This window comes from Candidatus Microbacterium colombiense (assembly GCA_029203165.1).
In the GTDB taxonomy this organism is placed as follows: domain Bacteria; phylum Actinomycetota; class Actinomycetes; order Actinomycetales; family Microbacteriaceae; genus Microbacterium; species Microbacterium colombiense.
The window spans coordinates 1,505,217-1,523,348 of sequence record CP119308.1 but is presented as its reverse complement, the minus strand read 5'-3'; the positions used below and the strand labels follow the sequence as shown (position 1 = coordinate 1,523,348).

Annotated in this window: 19 protein-coding genes; 7 read left to right on the top strand and 12 right to left on the bottom strand. The window is 68.9% G+C overall.

The window, feature by feature from the left end; translation table 11 throughout:
* Together P0Y60_07355 and P0Y60_07350 are read right to left on the bottom strand one after the other, a co-directional pair.
* Positions 1–1,119 (bottom strand): DUF5938 domain-containing protein, encoded by a 1,119-nt coding sequence (locus P0Y60_07355; protein ID WEK62550.1) that lies wholly within the window; start codon positions 1,117–1,119, stop codon positions 1–3.
* 7 nt (positions 1,120–1,126) lie between these two features.
* Entirely contained in the window at positions 1,127–1,927 is an 801-nt protein-coding gene (locus P0Y60_07350) for an SDR family NAD(P)-dependent oxidoreductase (GenBank protein WEK62549.1), read from the bottom strand.
* A 153-nt stretch (positions 1,928–2,080) separates the two neighbouring features.
* On the opposite strand from P0Y60_07350, the gene P0Y60_07345 reads away from it, so the two are divergent.
* The 7 genes from P0Y60_07345 to P0Y60_07315 all read left to right on the top strand — a co-directional run bounded on the left by P0Y60_07345 (position 2,081) and on the right by P0Y60_07315 (position 7,693).
* Complete coding sequence (locus P0Y60_07345) at positions 2,081–2,695, top strand: TetR/AcrR family transcriptional regulator (protein ID WEK62548.1); 615 nt, start codon at positions 2,081–2,083, stop codon at positions 2,693–2,695.
* A 45-nt stretch (positions 2,696–2,740) separates the two neighbouring features.
* Positions 2,741–3,604, top strand: a complete 864-nt coding sequence (locus tag P0Y60_07340) for an Fpg/Nei family DNA glycosylase (protein ID WEK62547.1) — start codon at positions 2,741–2,743, stop codon at positions 3,602–3,604.
* Between the two features lie 254 nt (positions 3,605–3,858).
* Positions 3,859–4,890, top strand: coding sequence for a bifunctional diaminohydroxyphosphoribosylaminopyrimidine deaminase/5-amino-6-(5-phosphoribosylamino)uracil reductase RibD (gene ribD, locus P0Y60_07335; GenBank protein WEK62546.1), 1,032 nt, complete (start codon positions 3,859–3,861; stop codon positions 4,888–4,890).
* Positions 4,890–5,519, top strand: coding sequence for a riboflavin synthase (locus P0Y60_07330; protein ID WEK62545.1), 630 nt, complete (start codon positions 4,890–4,892; stop codon positions 5,517–5,519). Before ribD ends, P0Y60_07330 begins: the two co-directional genes overlap by 1 nt.
* Complete coding sequence (ribA, locus tag P0Y60_07325) at positions 5,516–6,778, top strand: GTP cyclohydrolase II (protein WEK62544.1); 1,263 nt, start codon at positions 5,516–5,518, stop codon at positions 6,776–6,778. Before P0Y60_07330 ends, ribA begins: the two co-directional genes overlap by 4 nt.
* Positions 6,775–7,248: a 6,7-dimethyl-8-ribityllumazine synthase gene (gene ribH / locus P0Y60_07320; GenBank protein ID WEK62543.1), complete on the top strand. Its 474-nt coding sequence runs from the start codon at positions 6,775–6,777 to the stop codon at positions 7,246–7,248. Before ribA ends, ribH begins: the two co-directional genes overlap by 4 nt.
* A 91-nt stretch (positions 7,249–7,339) precedes the next feature.
* Positions 7,340–7,693, top strand: a complete 354-nt coding sequence (locus P0Y60_07315; GenBank protein WEK62542.1) for a Fe-S protein — start codon at positions 7,340–7,342, stop codon at positions 7,691–7,693.
* A gap of 132 nt (positions 7,694–7,825) precedes the next feature.
* On the opposite strand, the gene P0Y60_07310 is transcribed toward P0Y60_07315, so the two are convergent.
* From P0Y60_07310 to P0Y60_07265, 10 genes are all read right to left on the bottom strand, one after another.
* Complete coding sequence (locus P0Y60_07310; protein WEK62541.1) at positions 7,826–9,229, bottom strand: FGGY family carbohydrate kinase; 1,404 nt, start codon at positions 9,227–9,229, stop codon at positions 7,826–7,828.
* Positions 9,226–10,710: an FAD-binding oxidoreductase gene (locus tag P0Y60_07305; protein WEK62540.1), complete on the bottom strand. Its 1,485-nt coding sequence runs from the start codon at positions 10,708–10,710 to the stop codon at positions 9,226–9,228. Before P0Y60_07305 ends, P0Y60_07310 begins: the two co-directional genes overlap by 4 nt.
* Positions 10,711–10,752: 42 nt before the next feature.
* Positions 10,753–11,529, bottom strand: a complete 777-nt coding sequence (locus P0Y60_07300; GenBank protein WEK62539.1) for an SDR family oxidoreductase — start codon at positions 11,527–11,529, stop codon at positions 10,753–10,755.
* A 30-nt stretch (positions 11,530–11,559) separates the two neighbouring features.
* Positions 11,560–13,032 (bottom strand): NAD-dependent succinate-semialdehyde dehydrogenase, encoded by a 1,473-nt coding sequence (locus P0Y60_07295; GenBank protein ID WEK62538.1) that lies wholly within the window; start codon positions 13,030–13,032, stop codon positions 11,560–11,562.
* Positions 13,029–13,970 (bottom strand): NAD(P)-dependent oxidoreductase, encoded by a 942-nt coding sequence (locus P0Y60_07290; GenBank protein ID WEK62537.1) that lies wholly within the window; start codon positions 13,968–13,970, stop codon positions 13,029–13,031. The genes P0Y60_07295 and P0Y60_07290 overlap by 4 nt, the downstream gene beginning before the upstream one ends.
* The gene (gene fae / locus P0Y60_07285; protein ID WEK62536.1) at positions 13,967–14,512 is read right to left on the bottom strand and encodes a formaldehyde-activating enzyme; all 546 of its coding nucleotides are present in this window, start codon (positions 14,510–14,512) and stop codon (positions 13,967–13,969) included. Before fae ends, P0Y60_07290 begins: the two co-directional genes overlap by 4 nt.
* On the bottom strand, positions 14,512–15,453 hold the full coding sequence (locus P0Y60_07280; GenBank protein ID WEK62535.1) for a glycine betaine ABC transporter substrate-binding protein: 942 nt from the start codon (positions 15,451–15,453) through the stop codon (positions 14,512–14,514). Before P0Y60_07280 ends, fae begins: the two co-directional genes overlap by 1 nt.
* Before the next feature lie 91 nt (positions 15,454–15,544).
* Positions 15,545–16,336, bottom strand: a complete 792-nt coding sequence (locus tag P0Y60_07275) for an ABC transporter permease (GenBank protein ID WEK62534.1) — start codon at positions 16,334–16,336, stop codon at positions 15,545–15,547.
* 2 nt (positions 16,337–16,338) lie between these two features.
* Positions 16,339–17,376 (bottom strand): ABC transporter ATP-binding protein, encoded by a 1,038-nt coding sequence (locus P0Y60_07270; GenBank protein ID WEK62533.1) that lies wholly within the window; start codon positions 17,374–17,376, stop codon positions 16,339–16,341.
* Positions 17,369–18,034: an ABC transporter permease gene (locus P0Y60_07265; protein ID WEK62532.1), complete on the bottom strand. Its 666-nt coding sequence runs from the start codon at positions 18,032–18,034 to the stop codon at positions 17,369–17,371. Before P0Y60_07265 ends, P0Y60_07270 begins: the two co-directional genes overlap by 8 nt.
* Positions 18,035–18,132: the final 98 nt, after the last annotated feature.

Genomic DNA, 18,132 nt, shown 5'->3' with positions numbered 1-18,132 from the left:
TCAGATACGGGTGACGACCGGCTCGGCGACGAGCCCGAATGCACGCAACTGTCCGAGCAGTTCCCGATGCCCGAACGCCTGGCAGGCCGATGCGAATCCCACGCGGTGCGGTCGCTGCTGCACGAGCGAGAAGGCCGCGAACGCCTGAAGCAGCCCGGTCTGCTTGTAGTTGCTGTTCCCGTGGATCACCACGTGCGATCGCCCGAGCGGACCCGAGGCGTGCACCGAGTCGACCGACCGGTTGAGCCGCGGGTTCTCCCGCGGCGGCATGCTCGCCTGCAAGCCGGCCGCGATGTCGGCCAGGGCCTTCTCCTGCGCCTCCGGCTCGAGGGGGCGGATCTGCTCCTCGAACATCTGCACCGTCTGACCGACGTTCTCCATGATCGCGCGGTTGAGCACACCGCCGATCGCTCGGACGCTCGAGACCCGCGGGTCGTTCTGGAACCAGATCGGATGCGACATCCCGCCCCATGGCACCGCGACGGCCTGCTCGTGATACCCGGGCACGGTCACATCGAACGCCGACAGGTGATCCCACGGCACGAGCTTGTTCTCCTCCAACGAGAACCAGTCGGCCTTGAGGATCGTGAAGATCGTCTGCGTCGAGGCGAACGTCGGCAGCCCCTTCCAGAACACGAGGATGTCGAGCGTGTCGTATCCGCCGGGCTCGAGTGCGATGTTCGCCGCGATCTCGCTGGTCGTGTACATATGGGCGATGCCGGGCGAGAGCAGGATGTTCTTCTCCGCGAAGGCCTGCCCCCAGCGCTCCCGGGCGGAGAGCACCCAGTCCTGCTCCCCCGTCGTGTCGGTGTAGTCGGCGCCGATCCGCAGCGCGGCCTCGACCACGTCGGGACCGTACTTGATGAACGGCCCCACGGTGTTGCAGATGACCTTCGCTCCTGCGAACGCCTCGGCGAGCGCGTCCGCCGTGTGCTCGACCTCGACGATCTCGTAGTCGGCGGTCTCGATCCCCGGGATCTTCTCGACGACCTCGCGCACGCGCTCCGCATCGCGCCCGGCCGCCACGAAGGGCACGCCCAGCTCGCGCAGGTACTCGCAGATCAGTCGGCCGGTGTATCCGCTGACGCCGTAGACGACGACGGGCTTGTCCGTGCTCATCAGTTCCTCACATCCCCATCGCGCCGTCGATGGACAGCGTCGTTCCGTTGACGAAATCGGCATCCGACGACACCAGGAAGGCGATCCCGCTGGCGATGTCGTCCTCGGTCGCCAGGCGACCGGACGGTGTGAGACCCACGACCGCCACGACCGCGTCCTGCGCGGAGGGGAACAACCCGAGCTTCTCCATGTCGTCGGCGAGCTGGGCGCCCATCGCGTTCGGTACGAGACCCGGGCACACCGTGTTGACGCGCACACCGTAGCCGAGCCGCCCGGACTCGGCGGCAGCGACCTTGCTCAGTCGCTCCACCGCGGACTTCGAGGCCGAGTACGCCGCGATCCCCGGGAAGGCGATCGTCGCGGCGACCGAGGCGATGTTCACGATCGCGCCACCGGTGCCCGTGCCGTCGTCCTTGCGCATGGTGCGGAACGCGTGCTTCACGCCGAGGGCGGTGCCGACCACGTTGACGTCGAGGATGCGCCGTACGTTGGCGGCGTCGAGATCGACGAAGAGGTCGGAGATCTCGATCCCCGCGTTGTTCACGAGGGCGTCGAGGCCGCCGAGGTCGGCCTTCACCTGCTCCATGGCTCGCGTCCAGGACGCGTCATCGGTCACGTCGAGGGCGACGAAGGTCGCGGTGCGGCCCTGTTCCGTGAGCGCGGCGGCGGCAACGGACCCTGCGGACTCGTCGACGTCGGCGAGCACGACGGACGCGCCCCGTTCTGCGAGCACCTGCGCCGTGCGCAGGCCGAGACCCTTCGCACCTCCGGTGATCAGGGCACGTGTCCCGGTGAGATCAGTGGTCATGTCGATCTGTTCCTTTCGTCGTTGAAAGCGATGGACACAGCACACCAGAATTTTGGACAGTTGACAAGGAAATTCTGGACAGGTGTCCAAATCTATCGATCGAACCGCCGCCCAGGGCGTATGATCGCTGGACATCCGAACGGAGGAGGAGCGATGGGCGACGTATCGGTGCGGGCGGACAAAGCGGGGACCGACAAGTTCTCGGCACGCCGCCGCGAGCTCGCCGACGCCGCACTCGCTGCGATCGCCGCCCGTGGATTCGCGAACACCGGTCTGCGCGACGTCGCCGCGCACAGCGAACTGTCACACGGACTACTGCACTACTACTTCGACGACAAGGACGATCTGATCGGCCAGGCCATCTGGCAGTACAAGTCGGAGTGCGCGCGTCGCTACGACCCGATCGTGGCCACGTCGACGTCGGGAATGGAACTCGCCGAGCGCTTCGGCGCCGAGATGGCCGCCACGCTGCGCGACGAGGCCGACATGCATCGGCTCTGGTACGACCTGCGCAACCAGGCCCTGTTCGACGCCGGATTCCGCGACACGATCGTCGCGATCGACGCCCTGCTCAGCGACATGGTCTGGGCCGTGGTGGAACGCTTCGCCGAGCTCGAAGGACGCCCGCCGGCCGTCGATGCGACGTCAGCGTACGCGCTGTTCGACGGCGTGTTCCTCAACGCGTTGATCGCCTATCTGCGGGGAGATCTCGACGCGGTCGATCGTGTGCGGGTCGCCAGCATCCGCCTGCTCACCGGCGCGGTCTGAGCACATCCCCCTGACGACGTCGGATGGCGGTGGCATGATGTCACCATGCCGGAGATGCCAGAGGTGCAGGGGCTCACGATGTTCCTCGGCGAGCGCGCCGTCGGGCGCACGATCACGCGGACGAGCGTGGCCGCGATCGCCGCGCTCAAGACCTACGACCCGCAGATCACCGCGCTCCACGGGGCCGCGATCACCGGTTCCGCCCGACGGGGCAAGTTCATCGTGCTCTCGTGCGGGAGCGAGCTGCACCTCGTCTTCCACCTCGCCAAGGCGGGCTGGCTTCGCTGGTACGACGCCCTGCCCACCACGCTGATCAAGCCGGGCAAGACGCCCATCGCTTTGCGCGTCGCGCTCGATGACGACAGCGGGTTCGACCTGACCGAGGCGGGCACGAAGAAGTCGCTCGCGGTCTACGTGGTGCGCGATCCGGACGACGTGCCGGGGATCGCGCGGCTCGGACCCGATCCGCTCGATCCGGCCTTCGACAGGGAGACCTTCGCGGGGCTGCTCGACGGTCGGCGTACACAGATCAAGGGCCTGCTGCGCGATCAGGCGGTGATCGCCGGGATCGGCAACGCCTACTCCGATGAGATCCTGCACGCCGCCCGGATGTCGCCCTACGCGATCGCCGCGACCCTCACCCCGGACGACGTCGATCGGCTGTACGCGGCGATGCAGCAGACGCTCTCCGATGCCGTCTCCGAGGCCTCCGGTAAACCGCCGGCCGATCTCAAAGACGCCAAACGACGCGGGATGCAGGTGCACGCCCGTCGCGGCGAGAGCTGCCCCGTGTGCGGCGACACCGTGCGCAGCGTGTTCTTCGCCGACCGCTCGCTCGAGTACTGCCCCACCTGCCAGACCGGCGGCAAGCCGCTCGCCGATCGTCGCCTGTCGCGCCTGTTGAAGTGAGTTATATGACGCGGAATGAATCTCCCCCAGGCGCGTTGAGTACACTCAGAGCATCAACGTGCTCCGGGGTCGGTGAGAATCCGAACCGGCGGTGACAGTCCGCGAGCGCCGAGGGAGACCTCGGTGCCGATCCGGTGGAAATCCGGGACCGACGGTGGTGCGAGGGAGACCTCGCTAGTCCGGAAGGGAGGCAGCACGAGGCGCCGCCGTGCGCGCGTTCTGCATCCCCCGGAGCCTCACCAGAAGGACGACGGATGGCAGTGAACGAGACCGAGCGCCGGGCGATGACCCGTGCACTGGAGCTCGCCGCACAGGGACCGCGGGGCGTGAACCCGCAGGTCGGTGCCGTCATCCTCTCCCCCGCGGGCGATGTGCTCGCAGAAGGATGGCACCACGGCGCCGGCACTCCGCACGCCGAGGTCGATGCACTGTCGAAGCTCGCTCCGGGCGCGGCACGCGGCGCGACCGCCGTCGTGACGCTCGAGCCCTGCAACCACACCGGACGCACCGGGCCGTGCGCCCTCGCGCTGATCGAGGCGGGCGTGGCACGGGTGGTCTACGCCCTCGACGATCCGGGAGTCGTGCAGGGCGGAGGCGCCGAGCGTCTGCGCGCAGCCGGCGTGAGCGTCGAATCCGGCGAGCAGTCGGACGCCGCGCACGCCCTGATCGACGGCTGGCTCACCGCCCAGCGGCTGGGCCGACCGCACGTGACCGTGAAGTGGGCGCAGAGCCTCGACGGCCGCGCCGCCGCCGATGACGGATCGAGCCAGTGGATCACCGGGCGCGCCGCCCGCGCCGACGTGCACCGCCGGCGCGCCGACGCCGACGCGATCGTGGTGGGCACAGGCACCGTGCTCTCCGACGACCCCGCTCTCACCGCCCGCGACGGCGACACGCTGCTCCCGCACCAGCCCGTACCCGTGGTGATCGGTTCGCGACCGGTGCCCGAGGGCGCGGCGCTGCGCCGGCACCCGCACTCGCCCCTGATCTACGACACCCGTGATCTCCCGGCCGTGCTCGCCGACCTGCACGAGCGAGGCGTGCAGAGCGTCTTCGTCGAGGGCGGCCCCACGCTCGCCAGCGCCTTCCTCGCCGCCGGACTCGCCGACCGCGTGCTCGCGTACATCGCGCCCGTGCTGCTCGGCGGCGGCCGCGTCGCGCTGGGCGACATCGGTGTCTCGTCGATCGCCGAGGCGCGCAGGCTCACCATCGACGAATGGGTGCCGCTGGGCGCCGACCTGCTGGCGATCGCGCATCCCGCGATCGAGAACGAAGGAGCCATCTGATGTTCACCGGAATCATCGAGGAGATCGGCGAGATCACCGCGATCGCTCCCGCCGGAGACGGATGGCGACTCACGGTGCGCGCGCCCCGCGCCTCCGCGGACGCCGTACACGGCGAGTCGATCGCGGTATCGGGCGTCTGCCTGACCGTGGTGGGTTCGACGCCCGACACGTTCGACGCAGACGTCATGAAGCAGACCCTCGACGTCGCCGCGCTCGGCAGCGCGTCGGTGGGCACCCGCGTGAACATCGAGAAGGCGATGCCCGTGGGCGCACGGCTCGGCGGACACATCGTGCAGGGTCACGTCGACGGCACCGGAGAGGTGCTCGAGGTGCGCCCGGGCGCACAGTGGAGCGTGCTCCGCGTCAGCCTGCCGGCCGACCTCGCCCCTCTCGTGGTCGACAAGGGATCCATCTCGGTCGACGGCACATCGCTGACGGTGAGCGCCGTGAGCGCGCCGGACGCGGCATCCGCGTGGTTCGAGATCTCGCTCATCCCCGAGACGCTCGCCGCGACCACGCTCGGCGCACGCACGGTCGGCGACCGCGTGAACCTGGAGACAGACATCCTCGCCCGTCACGTCGAGCGGCTGCTCGCGTTCCGGGCCGCACCGGAAGGAGGCTCGCGATGAGCCTTTCCACCATCCCCGAAGCGCTGGACGCGCTGCGCGCCGGCCGCCCCGTGCTGGTCGCCGACGATGAGAACCGCGAGAACGAGGGCGACGTCATCCTCTCCGCCGAACTCGCGACGCCTGAATGGGTTGCATGGACGGTGCGCTGGTCGTCGGGGTTCATCTGCGCTCCGATGCCGACCGACCTCGCCGACTCGCTCAACCTGCAGCCCATGGTCGCCGCGAGCGAGGATGCGCGTTCCACCGCGTACACCGTCAGCGTGGATGCGGCCGAAGGCGTCACGACCGGCATCAGCGCGCACGACCGGGCGCACACCCTCAACGTGCTCGCGAACCCGGAGTCCACCGCTCGCAGTCTCATCCGCCCGGGGCACGTGCTGCCGCTGCGCGCGGTCGACGGGGGCGTGCGCGAGCGCAGCGGTCACACCGAGGCGGCGGTCGAGCTGATGCAGCTCGCCGGGCTGCGCCCCGTCGGCGCGATCGCGGAGGTCGTCGCGGAAGACGGCAGCATGATGCGCCTTCCCGGACTCCTCGAGCTCGGAGAGCGCGACGGCGTGCCCGTCATCACGATCGAGCAGCTCATCGCCCACCTGAACGAGGTCGACCCGCGCGAGGCCTCTGCCCACGCCGGTCGCCGCGTGAGCCTGCGCGCCGATGCGACCGTTCCGACCACGCACGGCACATTCCGCTTCCTCGCCTACAAGGACCGCGTCACCGGCACCGACCACATCGCCGTCGTCTCGGGAGAGCCCGGCGAGACGGCGCTGGTGCGCGTGCACTCCGAGTGCCTCACCGGTGAGGCCTTCGGTTCGCTCAAGTGCGAGTGCGGTCCGCAGCTCGACGCCGCTCTCGACGCGATCGAGCAGGAGGGCGGCATCGTGATCTACATGCGTGGCCACGAAGGACGAGGAATCGGACTGATCAACAAGCTGCGGGCGTACAGCCTGCAGGAGGAGGGCCTCGACACGGTCGACGCCAACCTCGCGCTCGGCCTCCCCGCCGATGCCCGCGAATACGCGGCAGCCGCCGGGATCCTGAACGACCTCGGCGTCAGCCGCGTGCGCCTGCTCACCAACAACACCGACAAGGTGAACCAGTTGCGCGAGCTCGGACTCGACGTGATCGAGCAGGTGCCGCTGATCGTCGGCGTCGGACCCAACAACCACCAGTACCTCGAGACCAAGCGTGACCGGATGGGTCACATCATCGGCGCGGACGACCTCGCAGAGGCCCTCGCCGAAGGAAAGGACGACGCATGAGCGGCGCAGGAGCACCCCGGACAGGCGACATCAACGGACGCGGTCTGAACGTCGTGATCATCGCCGGCACCTGGCACGACACGATCACGGACGGCCTGATCGCGGGCGCGGAGCGCGTACTGAACGACGCCCAGGCCTCGCACCGGCTCGTGCGGGTTCCCGGTTCGTTCGAGCTGGCGCTGGCCGCCCAGGCCGCATTCGCCGGCGGTGCCGATGCAGTCGTCGCCCTCGGCGTGATCATCCGCGGCGGAACCCCGCACTTCGAGTACGTGTCGGCGGCCACGACCGACGGCCTCACGCGCGTGGCGCTGGATGCCGGCAAGCCCGTCGGCTTCGGCGTGCTCACCCTCGACGACGAGCAGCAGGGCCTCGACCGCGCGGGCCTCGAAGGGTCGAAGGAGGACAAGGGCGCCGAGGCGGCCGATGCCGCCCTGCGCACCGCGCTGCTCGTCCGCGAACTGCGCGGCTGAGGCCACACGGATCGGCTGAGTCGACACGGCGCAGCTGAGGCGAGCCTGCCCTTGCTGGCGAAGCGGACGGCCGAAATCGTAGCGTGAGGGCATGGAGACCCTGCGCCACATCGTGCTGTTCGTCCACCTGATCGGCTTCGCCGTGCTCTTCGGAGCGTGGGCGGTGCAGGCCTTCGGCGGCAAGCGGGAGTTCACCCGGCTGATGAGCATCGGCATGGCCATCGCCGCCGTGGCCGGCCTCGCCCTCGCGGCTCCGTGGGGCATCACCTACGAGCTCAACTACGTCAAGATCGGCGTGAAGCTGGTCCTGCTGCTGATCATCGGCGCCCTGCTCGGTATCGGCACCGCTCGGCAGAAGCGCGGAGCATCCCTGCCGTCGGCGATGTTCTGGCTCGTCGGCATCCTGACGGCCGCCAACGCCGCGATCGCCGCGATCTGGCGCTGAGCCCACGCTCCGCCCGAGTCACACCTGCACGACGCGTGCGCGCCTGCACGACGGAATGGGCGGATGCTCCGTGCAGCTGTGACCACGTCGTGCATGTGTACACGCATAGTGGCGAGTACACGACGACGGGCCTCAGCCGGGAGGGGCGAAGAGTGCGCGGATGCCGGGAACGACGCGCGCGTAGGTCGTGACGACATCCCGGTATGCCGCCTGAAGGCCGTCCGGCACATCCACCTGCTCGCCGACGCCGACCATCGCGGAGACCGCCTCGTCGAACCCCGCGTGCATCCCGGTGCCGACCGCGGCGCAGATCGCCGCGCCCATCCCGGCCGCATCACGCACGATCGGTGTGCGCACGGGCACGCCGTAGACGGCGGCGAGAATCTGCAGCATCGGTCCTGATCCGCTGCCGCCGCCGGTGACGATGAGCGACGTGCGTGGCACCGCGAGCGCGCGACGTGCGCGGGCGTCAGCCGCCTCGGTCTCGATCGCGAGAGCCTCGAGGATCGCCCGGTAGATGTGGAAACGCCCCTGGGTGCCGTCGAATCCGACGAGCGCCCCGCGGCGCCAGGGCTCGTCGGCAGGCGCGAGCCAGTCCAGCGCCACGACGAGCCCTCCGGCTCCGGGCGGTACGTTCTGCGCCCCGTGGTTCAGCTCGTCCTCGGTCACCGGCCCCGACGCCGACAGGAGGTCGCGGAACCAGCTGACCGTCCACATCCCCCGGCGCACGCCCGAACTCTCGAGAAGGTACCGCCCCGGTTCGGCGGCGAAGTTCGTCCACACGTCGGGGTGCGGCTCGACCGGCGGGGTGCCCGGCGTCATCGTCGCGACATAGGTGCCCAGCGAGAGCAGCACGTCGCCTTCGGCACGGAGTCCCGCGCCCAGCGCCTCGACCGCCTTGTCGTTCGACGTGGCGATCACGGGGATGCCCGCGGGAAGGCCCGTCACTGCTGCGGCCTCGGCGCTCAGAATGCCGAGCTGCTCCCCCGGTCCGACCAGCTCGAACAGCATCCGCGGATCCATGCTGGTGCGGGCATATTCGGCATCGTCATCGCTCCACTGCCACCGCTCGGCGTCGATCGGCCACATCCCCTGGTAGTTTCCCGCCGCATCCCGACGTTCGCCGGTGAGCCGATGCGCGATGTATCCCGAAGACGTGGTGACATACGCGGCGTCGGCGCTCTCCGACTCGTACGCCCGGGAGACGCGCTCGTCCATCCAGCTCATCACCGGCTGGGCGAGCGTGCCGTCGGCCCGCAGCACCGCCCGGCAGAACCGGATCGTGCACAGACCGATCCCCCGGACCTCCGCGAGATCGCCGTCGAAGGCGCTGACCGCCTCGCGCACCGCGAAGACGATCGAGTCCCACAGGTCGTCGTCCGGATGCTCCCACCGTCCCGGCGCCGGCGACTCGTAGGCGCGCAGCGCGACCTTCGCACTCGCGTGCACCGTGCCGGCGCCGTCGACGATCAGCACCTTGGTGCTCTGCGACCCGTTGTCGATCGCGACGACGTATCCGTGCGACGCTGTGGTCACGCCCGGGTCGCCGTCTCCGCCGCATCCAGCGGGTAGATCGTGCCTCTGTTCATGATGCCGTTCGGGTCGAGCCCGTCCTTGAGCACACGGAGCAGTTCGAACGCGGTGCCGTGCTCCTCGTGCGTCCACGCCGTGCGGTACTTGCCGATGCCGTGGTGGTGCACCATCGACCCCCCGAGGCGCAGGGCCTCCTCGACCACGATCGCGTTGAGCGGCACGTGGTACTCGGTGATCTCCTCGCGCGGCTCGCACGAGATGTCATAGTCGTACACGAAGTACAGGTTCGTGCCGGTCTGGTAGCTGTGCGAGGAGTGCGCGCCGAGCATGGTCAGATCGGCGGCATGCGGGAACTCGGTGCGCGCGCGCCGCATCACCGATTCGAAGAGCTCGGCGACGCCCGACCAGTCGATCGAGACCTCCGTCGTGTAGCCGAGGTGCGAGCTCTCGAGCATCTCCCGCTTCTCGGCGTCGATCTTGTCCTGACCCCAGTTCAGATTGTCGAACCACGCCTCGATCAGCGCGGAGTCGACCTTCTCGTGCGGAATGCCGGCGAAGATCGCCTCCACGCCGTCGGCGGTCGCATGCGCGATCCCCTGCGGCCCCTCGGCGACGACGACCACGACAGCTCGACCCTCGGCGAAGTGCGAGAAGTGCTGAGCGGCGTCCTCCTCCGAGTACGCCCGGGCGACCGACGGGTGATAGCCCGCGACGATGATCTCGCGCAGACCCGCCACTCCGGCCGGGAGCGAGTCGACCAGGTAGCCGAGGAAGCGGTTGTTCTCGGGCTGGTAGCGGAAGACCTTCACCGTGACCTCGGTGATCACGCACAGCGCGCCCTCGTTGCCGATCACCACGTGCCGGATGTCCGGGCCGGCGGCTCGGCGCGGCACGTTCTTCACCCGCGTCACCTGCCCACCTGGAAGCACGGCCTCCAGACCCACGACCATGTCCTCGATCCCGCCGTACAGCGTCGAGAACTGACCGATCGAGCGGGTGGCCACGAGGCCGCCCATCTGCGCGAGCGGCTTGGACTGCGGCGAGTGACCGGTCGTCAGGCCCTGCGCACGCAGCGTGTCTTCCAGCACCTGCAGCGGCACACCGCACTGCGCCGTGACCATCATGTCGACCGGGTCGATCTCGAGGATCGCGTTCATGCGCGAACCGTCGAGCACGATCGTGTCGTCGACGATGGTCTCAAGCCCCCCCTCCGTCGCAGTGCGGCCGGTGCGAGGCACGACGTTGATGAGATGCGCATCCGCGAAGGCGAGCACGGACGAGACCTCCTCGGTGGACCGCACATAGGCGATCGCCGCGGGGATCGGGCCCTCGAAGATGCCATGCACCGCCGTGTACTTCTTGAAGCGGTCGACACTGGCTTCGCGCAACTCCTGCGCGTCGGTGTCGACCTGGTCTGCGCCGAGGATGTCGCGCAGCCCGGCGACGATTTCATCGCGCGTGAGGTCGGATCGTGAAGCAATCATGGGGAGAATGTCCTGTTCGTTCGTGAGGGGGAGAGCTGCGGGTCAGCGCACGAGATAGCCGCCGTCGACGGTCAGCACGTGCCCGTTGACGAAGTCGGATGCGCGGCTGGCGAGGAATACCGTCGCCCCCATGAGGTCGGCGACGTCACCCCATCGCCCGGCCGGGGTGTGGTCGATGATGCGGGCGGCCACGGTCGGGTCGGCGCGCGACTCCTCGGTGATCCGGGTGGTGAAGTATCCGGGCGCGATGGCGTTGACCTGGATGCCGTGTCCGCCGAGCTCGTCGGCGTAGGCGCGGGTCAGACCGACGATCCCGTGCTTCGTCGCCGCGTAGGCGGGGGACCCGAGGCCGCCGAGGAACGAGAAGAGGGAGGCGATGTTGATGATCTTCCCGGAGCCCTGCGGGATCATCCGCAGGGCGGCCTCGTGGGCCATGTCGAACGCCGCGGTGAGGTTCACCGCGACCATCGGATCCCACTCGGCGCGCCCGAATTCGGTCACATCGGCGATGCGGCTGATACCGGCGGAGTTCACGAGGATGTCGACGGCGCCGAGGCTCGTGATGCAGGCCTCGACCGCCTCGGCGGATGCGCCGGGGGTGGTGATGTCGATCGTGCGCTCCTCGTAGCGACGACCTTCCGCCCTCACGAGCGCGGCGGTCTCTCCGCCGTCGTCGAACAGGGTCGGCACGAACACGTCGGCTCCCGCTTTCGCGAGGGCCAACGTGAACGCCTGACCGAGTCCGGTGTTCCCGCCCGTGACGATCGCTGCACTCCCGTTCAGGGAGAAGTGATCCAGGGAGAAATCGGTGATGTGCAAAGCAGGCTCCTTCAGAACGTGCGGGGGGATTCAGGCGAAGGGATCGGAGATGCCGATGTAGGTGGTCTCGAGGTATTCATCGATCCCCTCGAAACCTCCTTCGCGGCCGATGCCGGACTGCTTCACGCCGCCGAACGGCGCAGCCGGGTTCGAGACGAGACCGGTGTTCAGGCCGAACATGCCGGTCTCCAGACGCTCCGCGAGACGGAACGCACGGTTCAGATCGCGCGTATACGCGAAGCAGACGAGACCGTACTCGCTCGCATTGGCGAGCCGCACCGCTTCGTCCTCATCGCGGAACGTGGTGATCGGCGCGACGGGTCCGAAGATCTCCTGCTGGAGGATGCGGGCGTCGGCGGGGACATCGACCAGCACCGTGGCGGGATAGAAGTATCCGGCGCCGGACGGCACCCGTCCGCCCAGTGCGATGCGCGCCCCGTCCTCCACGGCTCCTTCCACGAGCTCGGCGACCTTCCCGCGGGTCGCGTCGTCGACCAGCGGACCGAGCGTGGATGCCGGATCGGTCCCGGGCGCGTTGACGTAGCCGCCCATGCGCTCGACCAGCTTCGCGGTGAACTCCTCGGCCACGCTCTCGTGCACGAGGAACCGGTTGGCCGCGACACAGGCCTCCCCGCCGTTGCGGAGCTTCGCGAGCAGTGCGCCTTCCACCGCAGCATCGACATCGGCGTCGTCGAAGACGAGGAACGGGGCGTTGCCGCCGAGCTCCATCGACACCCGGAGCACCTGGTGCGCGGCATCCGCGATCAATCGGCGTCCGACCTCGGTCGACCCGGTGAACGACAGCTTGCGCAGTCGCGGATCGGTGATGAGCGGTCCGGTGACGGCGCCGGCGCGACTGGTCGGGATGACGTTGACGACACCGTCCGGCACGCCGGCCTCACGCAGCACCTCGGCGAAGAGCAGTGCGGTGAGCGGTGTCAGTGCGGCGGGCTTGAGCACGGAGGTGCACCCCGCCGCGAGCGCCGGCGCGATCTTGCGGGTGGCCATCGCGAGGGGGAAGTTCCAGGGGGTGATCAGCAGGCTCGGGCCCACCGGCCGCTTGGCGACGAGAAGCCGGTTGCGCCCGTCGGGTGCGGTGGCGAAACGCCCCGAGATGCGCGGTGCCTCTTCGGAGAACCAGCGGAGGAACTCGGCGCCGTAGCCGACTTCGGCGCGGGACTCGGCGAGGGGCTTGCCCATCTCGAGGGTCATCACGAGCGCGAAGTCCTCGGCGCGCGCGGTCAGGAGCTCGAAGGCGCGGCGCAGGATCTCCCCGCGTTCCCGCGGTGCGGTCGCCGCCCACGACGCCTGGGCTGCGGCGGCGGCGTCGAGGGCGGCCATCCCGTCCTCGGGCGTCGCATCGGCGACCTGCAGGAGCACCTCTCCGGTGGCCGGATCGTGCACCGGGAACGTCGCGCCGGAGTGCGATGCCCGCCATTCCCCGCCGATCAGCAGTCCGGTCGGCACCGAGGCGAGCAGCTCCGCCTGCCGTGCGGCGGTCATGCCGCGACCTCCCGACGCAGCTCGCGTCCGAGGAGCTCCTCGTACAGCTGGACGGGCGTCATCTCGCCGGCGCGGTCGCCGTACTTCGCCCGAGCGCGGCGGAAGATCTGCTCGACGAGCGAGGACAGCTCCACCGGAATCCCGACCGAGCGCGCCAGATCGACCGAGAGCCCGAGGTCCTTGCAGGCCAACGCGATCGCGAACCCCTCGTCGTAGTCGCCGTGGTCGAGGATCGAGAGCACGTCGCGGGAGACGAACGTGCTGTTCGCCGGGCTCGCCACGAGAGCATCGCGGAGCACGCCGAGATCGACACCGGCGGCGACGCCGACCGAGAGCACCTCGGCCGTCGCGACGAGGTGTGAGAACCACAGCTGGTTGATCATGAGCTTGACCGCGTAGCCGGCCCCGTGCCCGCCCACGTGGAGGATCCGCTCGGGATCGCCCATCGCCTCGAACACCGGTCGCAGCCGAGCGACATCCTCGGCCTCGCCGCCGATGAAGATCTGCAGCATGCCGTTCGCGGCACCCACCGACATTCCGCTGACGGGCGCGTCGAGCAGGTGCAGTCCGCGCCCGGCCTGCGCGGCGCGGACGCCGTCGAGGACGTCGGGTACGGAGGTCGACATGTCGATCCAGGTGCCGCCGTCGGGCAACCCCGCCACCAGGCCGTCAGCGCCACTCGCGACGTCGGCCACGTGCTTCGGTGTCGGGAGCATCGTGATCACCACGTCGCTTGCGGCCGCGACCTCACGAGGCGTGGCGGCCCAGCGGGCACCGCCGGCGAGAAGCTCTTCGGCCGACTCGCGGCGCAGGTCGGTCACCACCAGCGGGAATCCAGCGGCCTGCAGGTTGCGGGTCATGCCCGATCCCATGTTGCCGAGTCCGATGAAGCCGACGGTGGGCAGAGCGCCGTCGAGCGGAGGGGTGGGGTAACTCATTGGTCGTGCGCGTCCTTCGGGGTGGAGAGCGGAGTGGTCTGCGGAGTGAAGAAGGGGTTGGTGGGCTGATGGCGTGCGGCCAGCACGTCATCGATGAGCGGAAGCGAGGCGGCACCGTTCGCGAGCGCGGTGCGGGTGGCCTCGCGATTGTTGCGGTAGACGGTCTCTGCGTCGTCGGCGCCCGGGTTGACCCAGACCGCCGCGATGAGCGCGTGCGTGTCGGTGGCGTCGAGCGGGATCACCCCGTCGGCCACGGCATCCGCGACGCCTGCTGCGACACCCGCCTGTGCGGGGCCCCAGATCAGGAGCCCGTGCTCATCGTTCGCGGGGGCGGCCTTCGTGACGAACAGCGTCATCGGCTTGACCGGGAGCGAGGGACGCAGCACCGCGACGAAGGGTACGTGCCCCTGGCTGGGGCCGGCGAGGGCCGTGGCCCACGCCGTCCCCGCCGGACCCTCGCGGTCGCCGAGCACCGTGTTGATGTGCGCTGCGTTCACGCCGTCACCGACGAAGCTCTCGCCGAGCTGGAGGGCGGAGGTCATCAGATGAGTCCCTGCTCCTCGAGCCAGTCGATCGCCACGTCTTCGGGGTCTTCGCCGTCGACGTCGACCTTGGCGTTGAGCGTCTGCATGACCTCGGTGGTCAGCAGCGGGCTCAGCTCGTCCATGACGTCGGCGATCCCGGGGTAGTCGTCCAGCGTGCTCTGCTTGAGCGTGAAGCCGCCCTGGTAGCTGGGGAAGAACTCCTTGTCGTCTTCCATCACGACCAGGTCGAGCGCGGGGATGCGGCCGTCGGTCTGGAACACCTCGCCGAAGTTGCAGTCGTCGCCCTTCTGCGTCGCGGTGTAGATGACACCCGTGTCGAGCATCGTGACGTTGGCGTCGGGGGCGTCGAAGCCGTACGCGGCCTTGAGCCCCGGCCAGCCGTCGTCGCGGGTCGAGAACTCGCTCTCGATGCAGAACGTCTGGTCGGCACTGGGCAGCTTCGCCACATCGCTGAGCGTCTTGACGCCGAGCTTGTCGGCCTCGCTCTTTCGGATCGCGAACGCGTACGTGTTGTTGAACGGGGCAGGGTCGAGCCAGGCGATGCCGCTCTCGGCGTCGGCCTTCTTGACAGCGTCGAACTGGGCGTCTGCGCCCTGCACCGGGGCGGTGTTCCCGTTGTACGTGATCCAGGAGGTGCCGGTGTACTCCCAGTAGCCCAGGAACTGGTCGTTCTCGAGCGCCTGACGCACATTGGCCGAACCGACGAGCTTGGTGTTCGCCTTCACGTCGGCGCCATGGGCGTTGAGGAGCTCGGCGGTCATGTAGGCGAGGATGTACTGCTCGGAGAAGTCCTTCGAGCCGATCTCGCCGGTGAGACCGTCCAGTTCGTCGCCCTGGGCTCCGGCGCCGCCGCCGGATCCGGAGGTGCAGCCGGTGAGGAGAAGTGCACCGGCGGCGAGTGCCGCGAGCGATGCGGAGGCGATGGTACGCGTTTTCATTGCAGGTTCCTTTCGGGAGGGAGTGCGGTGTTGTCTCGGTGAGGAAGGGTGAGGAGTGATGCGGAAGGGTGTCGCGAGCGAGGCCGAGGACTCAGAGGCCCTTCGGACGCACGATGTCCTCCACGACACCGGCAGCCCAGTCGATGAGCACGGCGATCGCGGCGACCAGCACCGCGCCGACCACGAGCACGGGATAGCGCTGCAGCTTGAGACCGTTGATGATCATGTCGCCGAGACCTCCGGCGTTGATGAAGGTGGCGACGGTCGCGACGCCCACCGCGAAGACCAGCGCGGTGCGGAGCCCTGCGAGGATCACGGGCGAGGCGAGCGGCAGCTCCACGCGGCGCAGCACCTGCGCCGACGTCATACCCATGCCCCGCGCCGATTCGCGGATGTTCGGATCGACCTGGGCGAGCCCGGTGATCGTGTTCTGGAGCACCGGCAGGAACGAGTAGACGACGAGCGCCACGAGAGCCGTGGTGAAACCGGTCTGCCACACGATCGCGAGCAGGATCACCACACCGATCGCCGGAGTGGCCTGACCGATGTTCGCGATCCCGATCACGATCGAGCGGAAGATGCGGGAGCGTGAGCGGCTGACCGCGATGCCCGCGGGGATCGCGAGCACCGCGACGAGGACCGCGGCGCTGATCGACAACACGAGGTGTTCACGGATGCGGGCGACGATGTAGTCACCGTTGAGGGTGCGCTGCTCGATCGAGTCGAGCTCGAGGCTGGAGATCCACAGGAACGTGACCAGCAGCACGACGGCGACGACGATCAGGGGCATCAGGCGACGCAGCAGTACGGGCATCCCGCGCTTCGGTGCGCGCTGCGTCTGCAGGAGGGTGGTCGCCGAGGGCACGACCGGGGTGCTCGGCATGCTCACGCCTCCTCGGAGCCGCGTGCGGGCACCTCGCCGCCGAGGGCGGCGGAGATCGATGACTGATCGATCGAGCCGACGACCCTGCCATCACGCGAGATGTTGATGCGCGGAGCACCGGTGAGCACGAGCAGATCGAGTGCCTGCCGCAGCGACGAGCTCTCCTCGACGGTGGCGGCCGGGGCGCCGGCATCTGCGGCACCCACCGTGGCGCCCGAGACCGGGATCAGCGCCAGCCGCTTGAGCGCGGCGCCCTCGCCGATGAACGAACGGACATAATCGTTCGCCGGCTGGGCGAGGATACGCGCCGGGGTGTCGAACTGTTCGATCCGGCTGCGGTCGCTGAGAACCGCGATGCGGTCGCCCATCCGGATCGCCTCTTCGAAGTCGTGCGTGACGAAGATGATGGTCTTGCCGATGTCGGCCTGGAGCCGGAGGAACTCCGCCTGCAGCTTCTCCCGGGTGATCGGGTCGGTCGCGCCGAACGGCTCGTCCATCAGCATGACGGGAGGGTCGGCGGCCAGCGCCCGAGCCACCCCGACGCGCTGCTGCTGACCGCCCGACAGCTGCCGAGGGTAACGGTTCGCGAAGATACCGGGATCGAGCTGCACCGTGTTCAGCAGTTCGTCGACGCGCGCCGCGATCCGCGCCTTCGTCCAGCCCAGCAGCTTGGGCACGATCGCGATGTTCTCGGCGATCGTGAAGTGCGGGAAGAGGCCGATCTGCTGGATCACGTAGCCGATGTGCCGGCGCAGCTCGTTGCCGTCGAGCGAGAGCACGTCGTCGCCGTTGATGCGGATCGATCCTGAGCTCGGCTCGATGATGCGGTTGATCATCTTCATGGTCGTCGTCTTGCCGCAGCCGCTGGGTCCGACGAACATCACGAGCTCGCCGGGCTCGATGCGCATCGAGAAGTCCTCGACGGCGGGGGCCGTCTGCCCCGGGTACTGCTTGGTGATGTGGTCGAGCACGATGTCGACGCCGCCCTGCTGGGCTGCGAGAGAGGAGAGAACGCCGGTGTTCGTGGAGATGTCAGGCACGGAGACCCCTTGAGGTGGTGAGGCGGGCGATGAGCACGAGGATGCCGTCGAGGACGAGCGCGAGGATGATCACGGCGACGGTGCCGGTCAGCGCGTAGTTGAGGGCGTTCTTCGAACCGAGCGAGGAGAGTCCCTTGAAGATGTACTCGCCGAGACCGGGGCCGGCGACGTATGCCGCGATGGCCGCGATGCCGACGGTGAGCTGCGCGGCGACGCGGATGCCGGTCATGATCACCGGCCACGCGATCGGCAGCTGCACGGTGAAGAGCACCCGGGCCGGGCTGAGTCCCATTCCGCGCGCCGATTCGAGCACCGACACGGGGACTTCGCGGAGACCGACGACCGTGTTGCGGACGACCGGCAGCAGCGAGTAGAAGACGAGTGCGACGACGGTCGGGAGCCAGCCGAGCCCGAGAACGGGACTGAGCAGCGCCAGCAGTGCGAGCGAAGGGATGGTGATCGCGACGGCGGCGGCGGTCAGGACGCTGGTGCGGGCGATCTGGTTGTTGCGCACGAGCATGCCGAGGCCGATGCCGATGATCGCCGCGAGCACCAGCGAGATCAGCACGACCACGAGGTGATCGCGGGTGAGCTCGAGGATGTCGTCGAAGCGACGTGTGAGGAAGGCCATGAGGTCTTCCCAGTTGAATCCGGTCAAGAGGGCTCCTGTCTCGTCGTTGAGGCCGGTACCGGGATGTGATTTACCGTAGCTCGTGTATCCATTTTGTCAAAGGGTGTTGTGTCTATGGCAACAGG

Excerpts from the sequence above, each read along its gene's own strand:
- P0Y60_07350 (WEK62549.1), bottom strand. The coding sequence starts at position 1,927 with ATGACCACTGATCTCACCGGGACACGTGCCCTGATCACCGGAGGTGCG.
- P0Y60_07280 (WEK62535.1), bottom strand. The coding sequence starts at position 15,453 with ATGAAAACGCGTACCATCGCCTCCGCATCGCTCGCGGCACTCGCCGCC.
- fae (WEK62536.1), bottom strand. The coding sequence starts at position 14,512 with ATGACCTCCGCCCTCCAGCTCGGCGAGAGCTTCGTCGGTGACGGCGTG.
- P0Y60_07290 (WEK62537.1), bottom strand. The coding sequence starts at position 13,970 with ATGAGTTACCCCACCCCTCCGCTCGACGGCGCTCTGCCCACCGTCGGC.
- P0Y60_07295 (WEK62538.1), bottom strand. The coding sequence starts at position 13,032 with ATGACCGCCGCACGGCAGGCGGAGCTGCTCGCCTCGGTGCCGACCGGA.
- P0Y60_07340 (WEK62547.1), top strand. The coding sequence starts at position 2,741 with ATGCCGGAGATGCCAGAGGTGCAGGGGCTCACGATGTTCCTCGGCGAG.
- P0Y60_07345 (WEK62548.1), top strand. The coding sequence starts at position 2,081 with ATGGGCGACGTATCGGTGCGGGCGGACAAAGCGGGGACCGACAAGTTC.
- P0Y60_07315 (WEK62542.1), top strand. The coding sequence starts at position 7,340 with ATGGAGACCCTGCGCCACATCGTGCTGTTCGTCCACCTGATCGGCTTC.
- P0Y60_07275 (WEK62534.1), bottom strand. The coding sequence starts at position 16,336 with ATGCCGAGCACCCCGGTCGTGCCCTCGGCGACCACCCTCCTGCAGACG.
- P0Y60_07330 (WEK62545.1), top strand. The coding sequence starts at position 4,890 with ATGTTCACCGGAATCATCGAGGAGATCGGCGAGATCACCGCGATCGCT.
- ribD (WEK62546.1), top strand. The coding sequence starts at position 3,859 with ATGGCAGTGAACGAGACCGAGCGCCGGGCGATGACCCGTGCACTGGAG.
- P0Y60_07355 (WEK62550.1), bottom strand. The coding sequence starts at position 1,119 with ATGAGCACGGACAAGCCCGTCGTCGTCTACGGCGTCAGCGGATACACC.
- P0Y60_07305 (WEK62540.1), bottom strand. The coding sequence starts at position 10,710 with ATGATTGCTTCACGATCCGACCTCACGCGCGATGAAATCGTCGCCGGG.
- ribH (WEK62543.1), top strand. The coding sequence starts at position 6,775 with ATGAGCGGCGCAGGAGCACCCCGGACAGGCGACATCAACGGACGCGGT.
- ribA (WEK62544.1), top strand. The coding sequence starts at position 5,516 with ATGAGCCTTTCCACCATCCCCGAAGCGCTGGACGCGCTGCGCGCCGGC.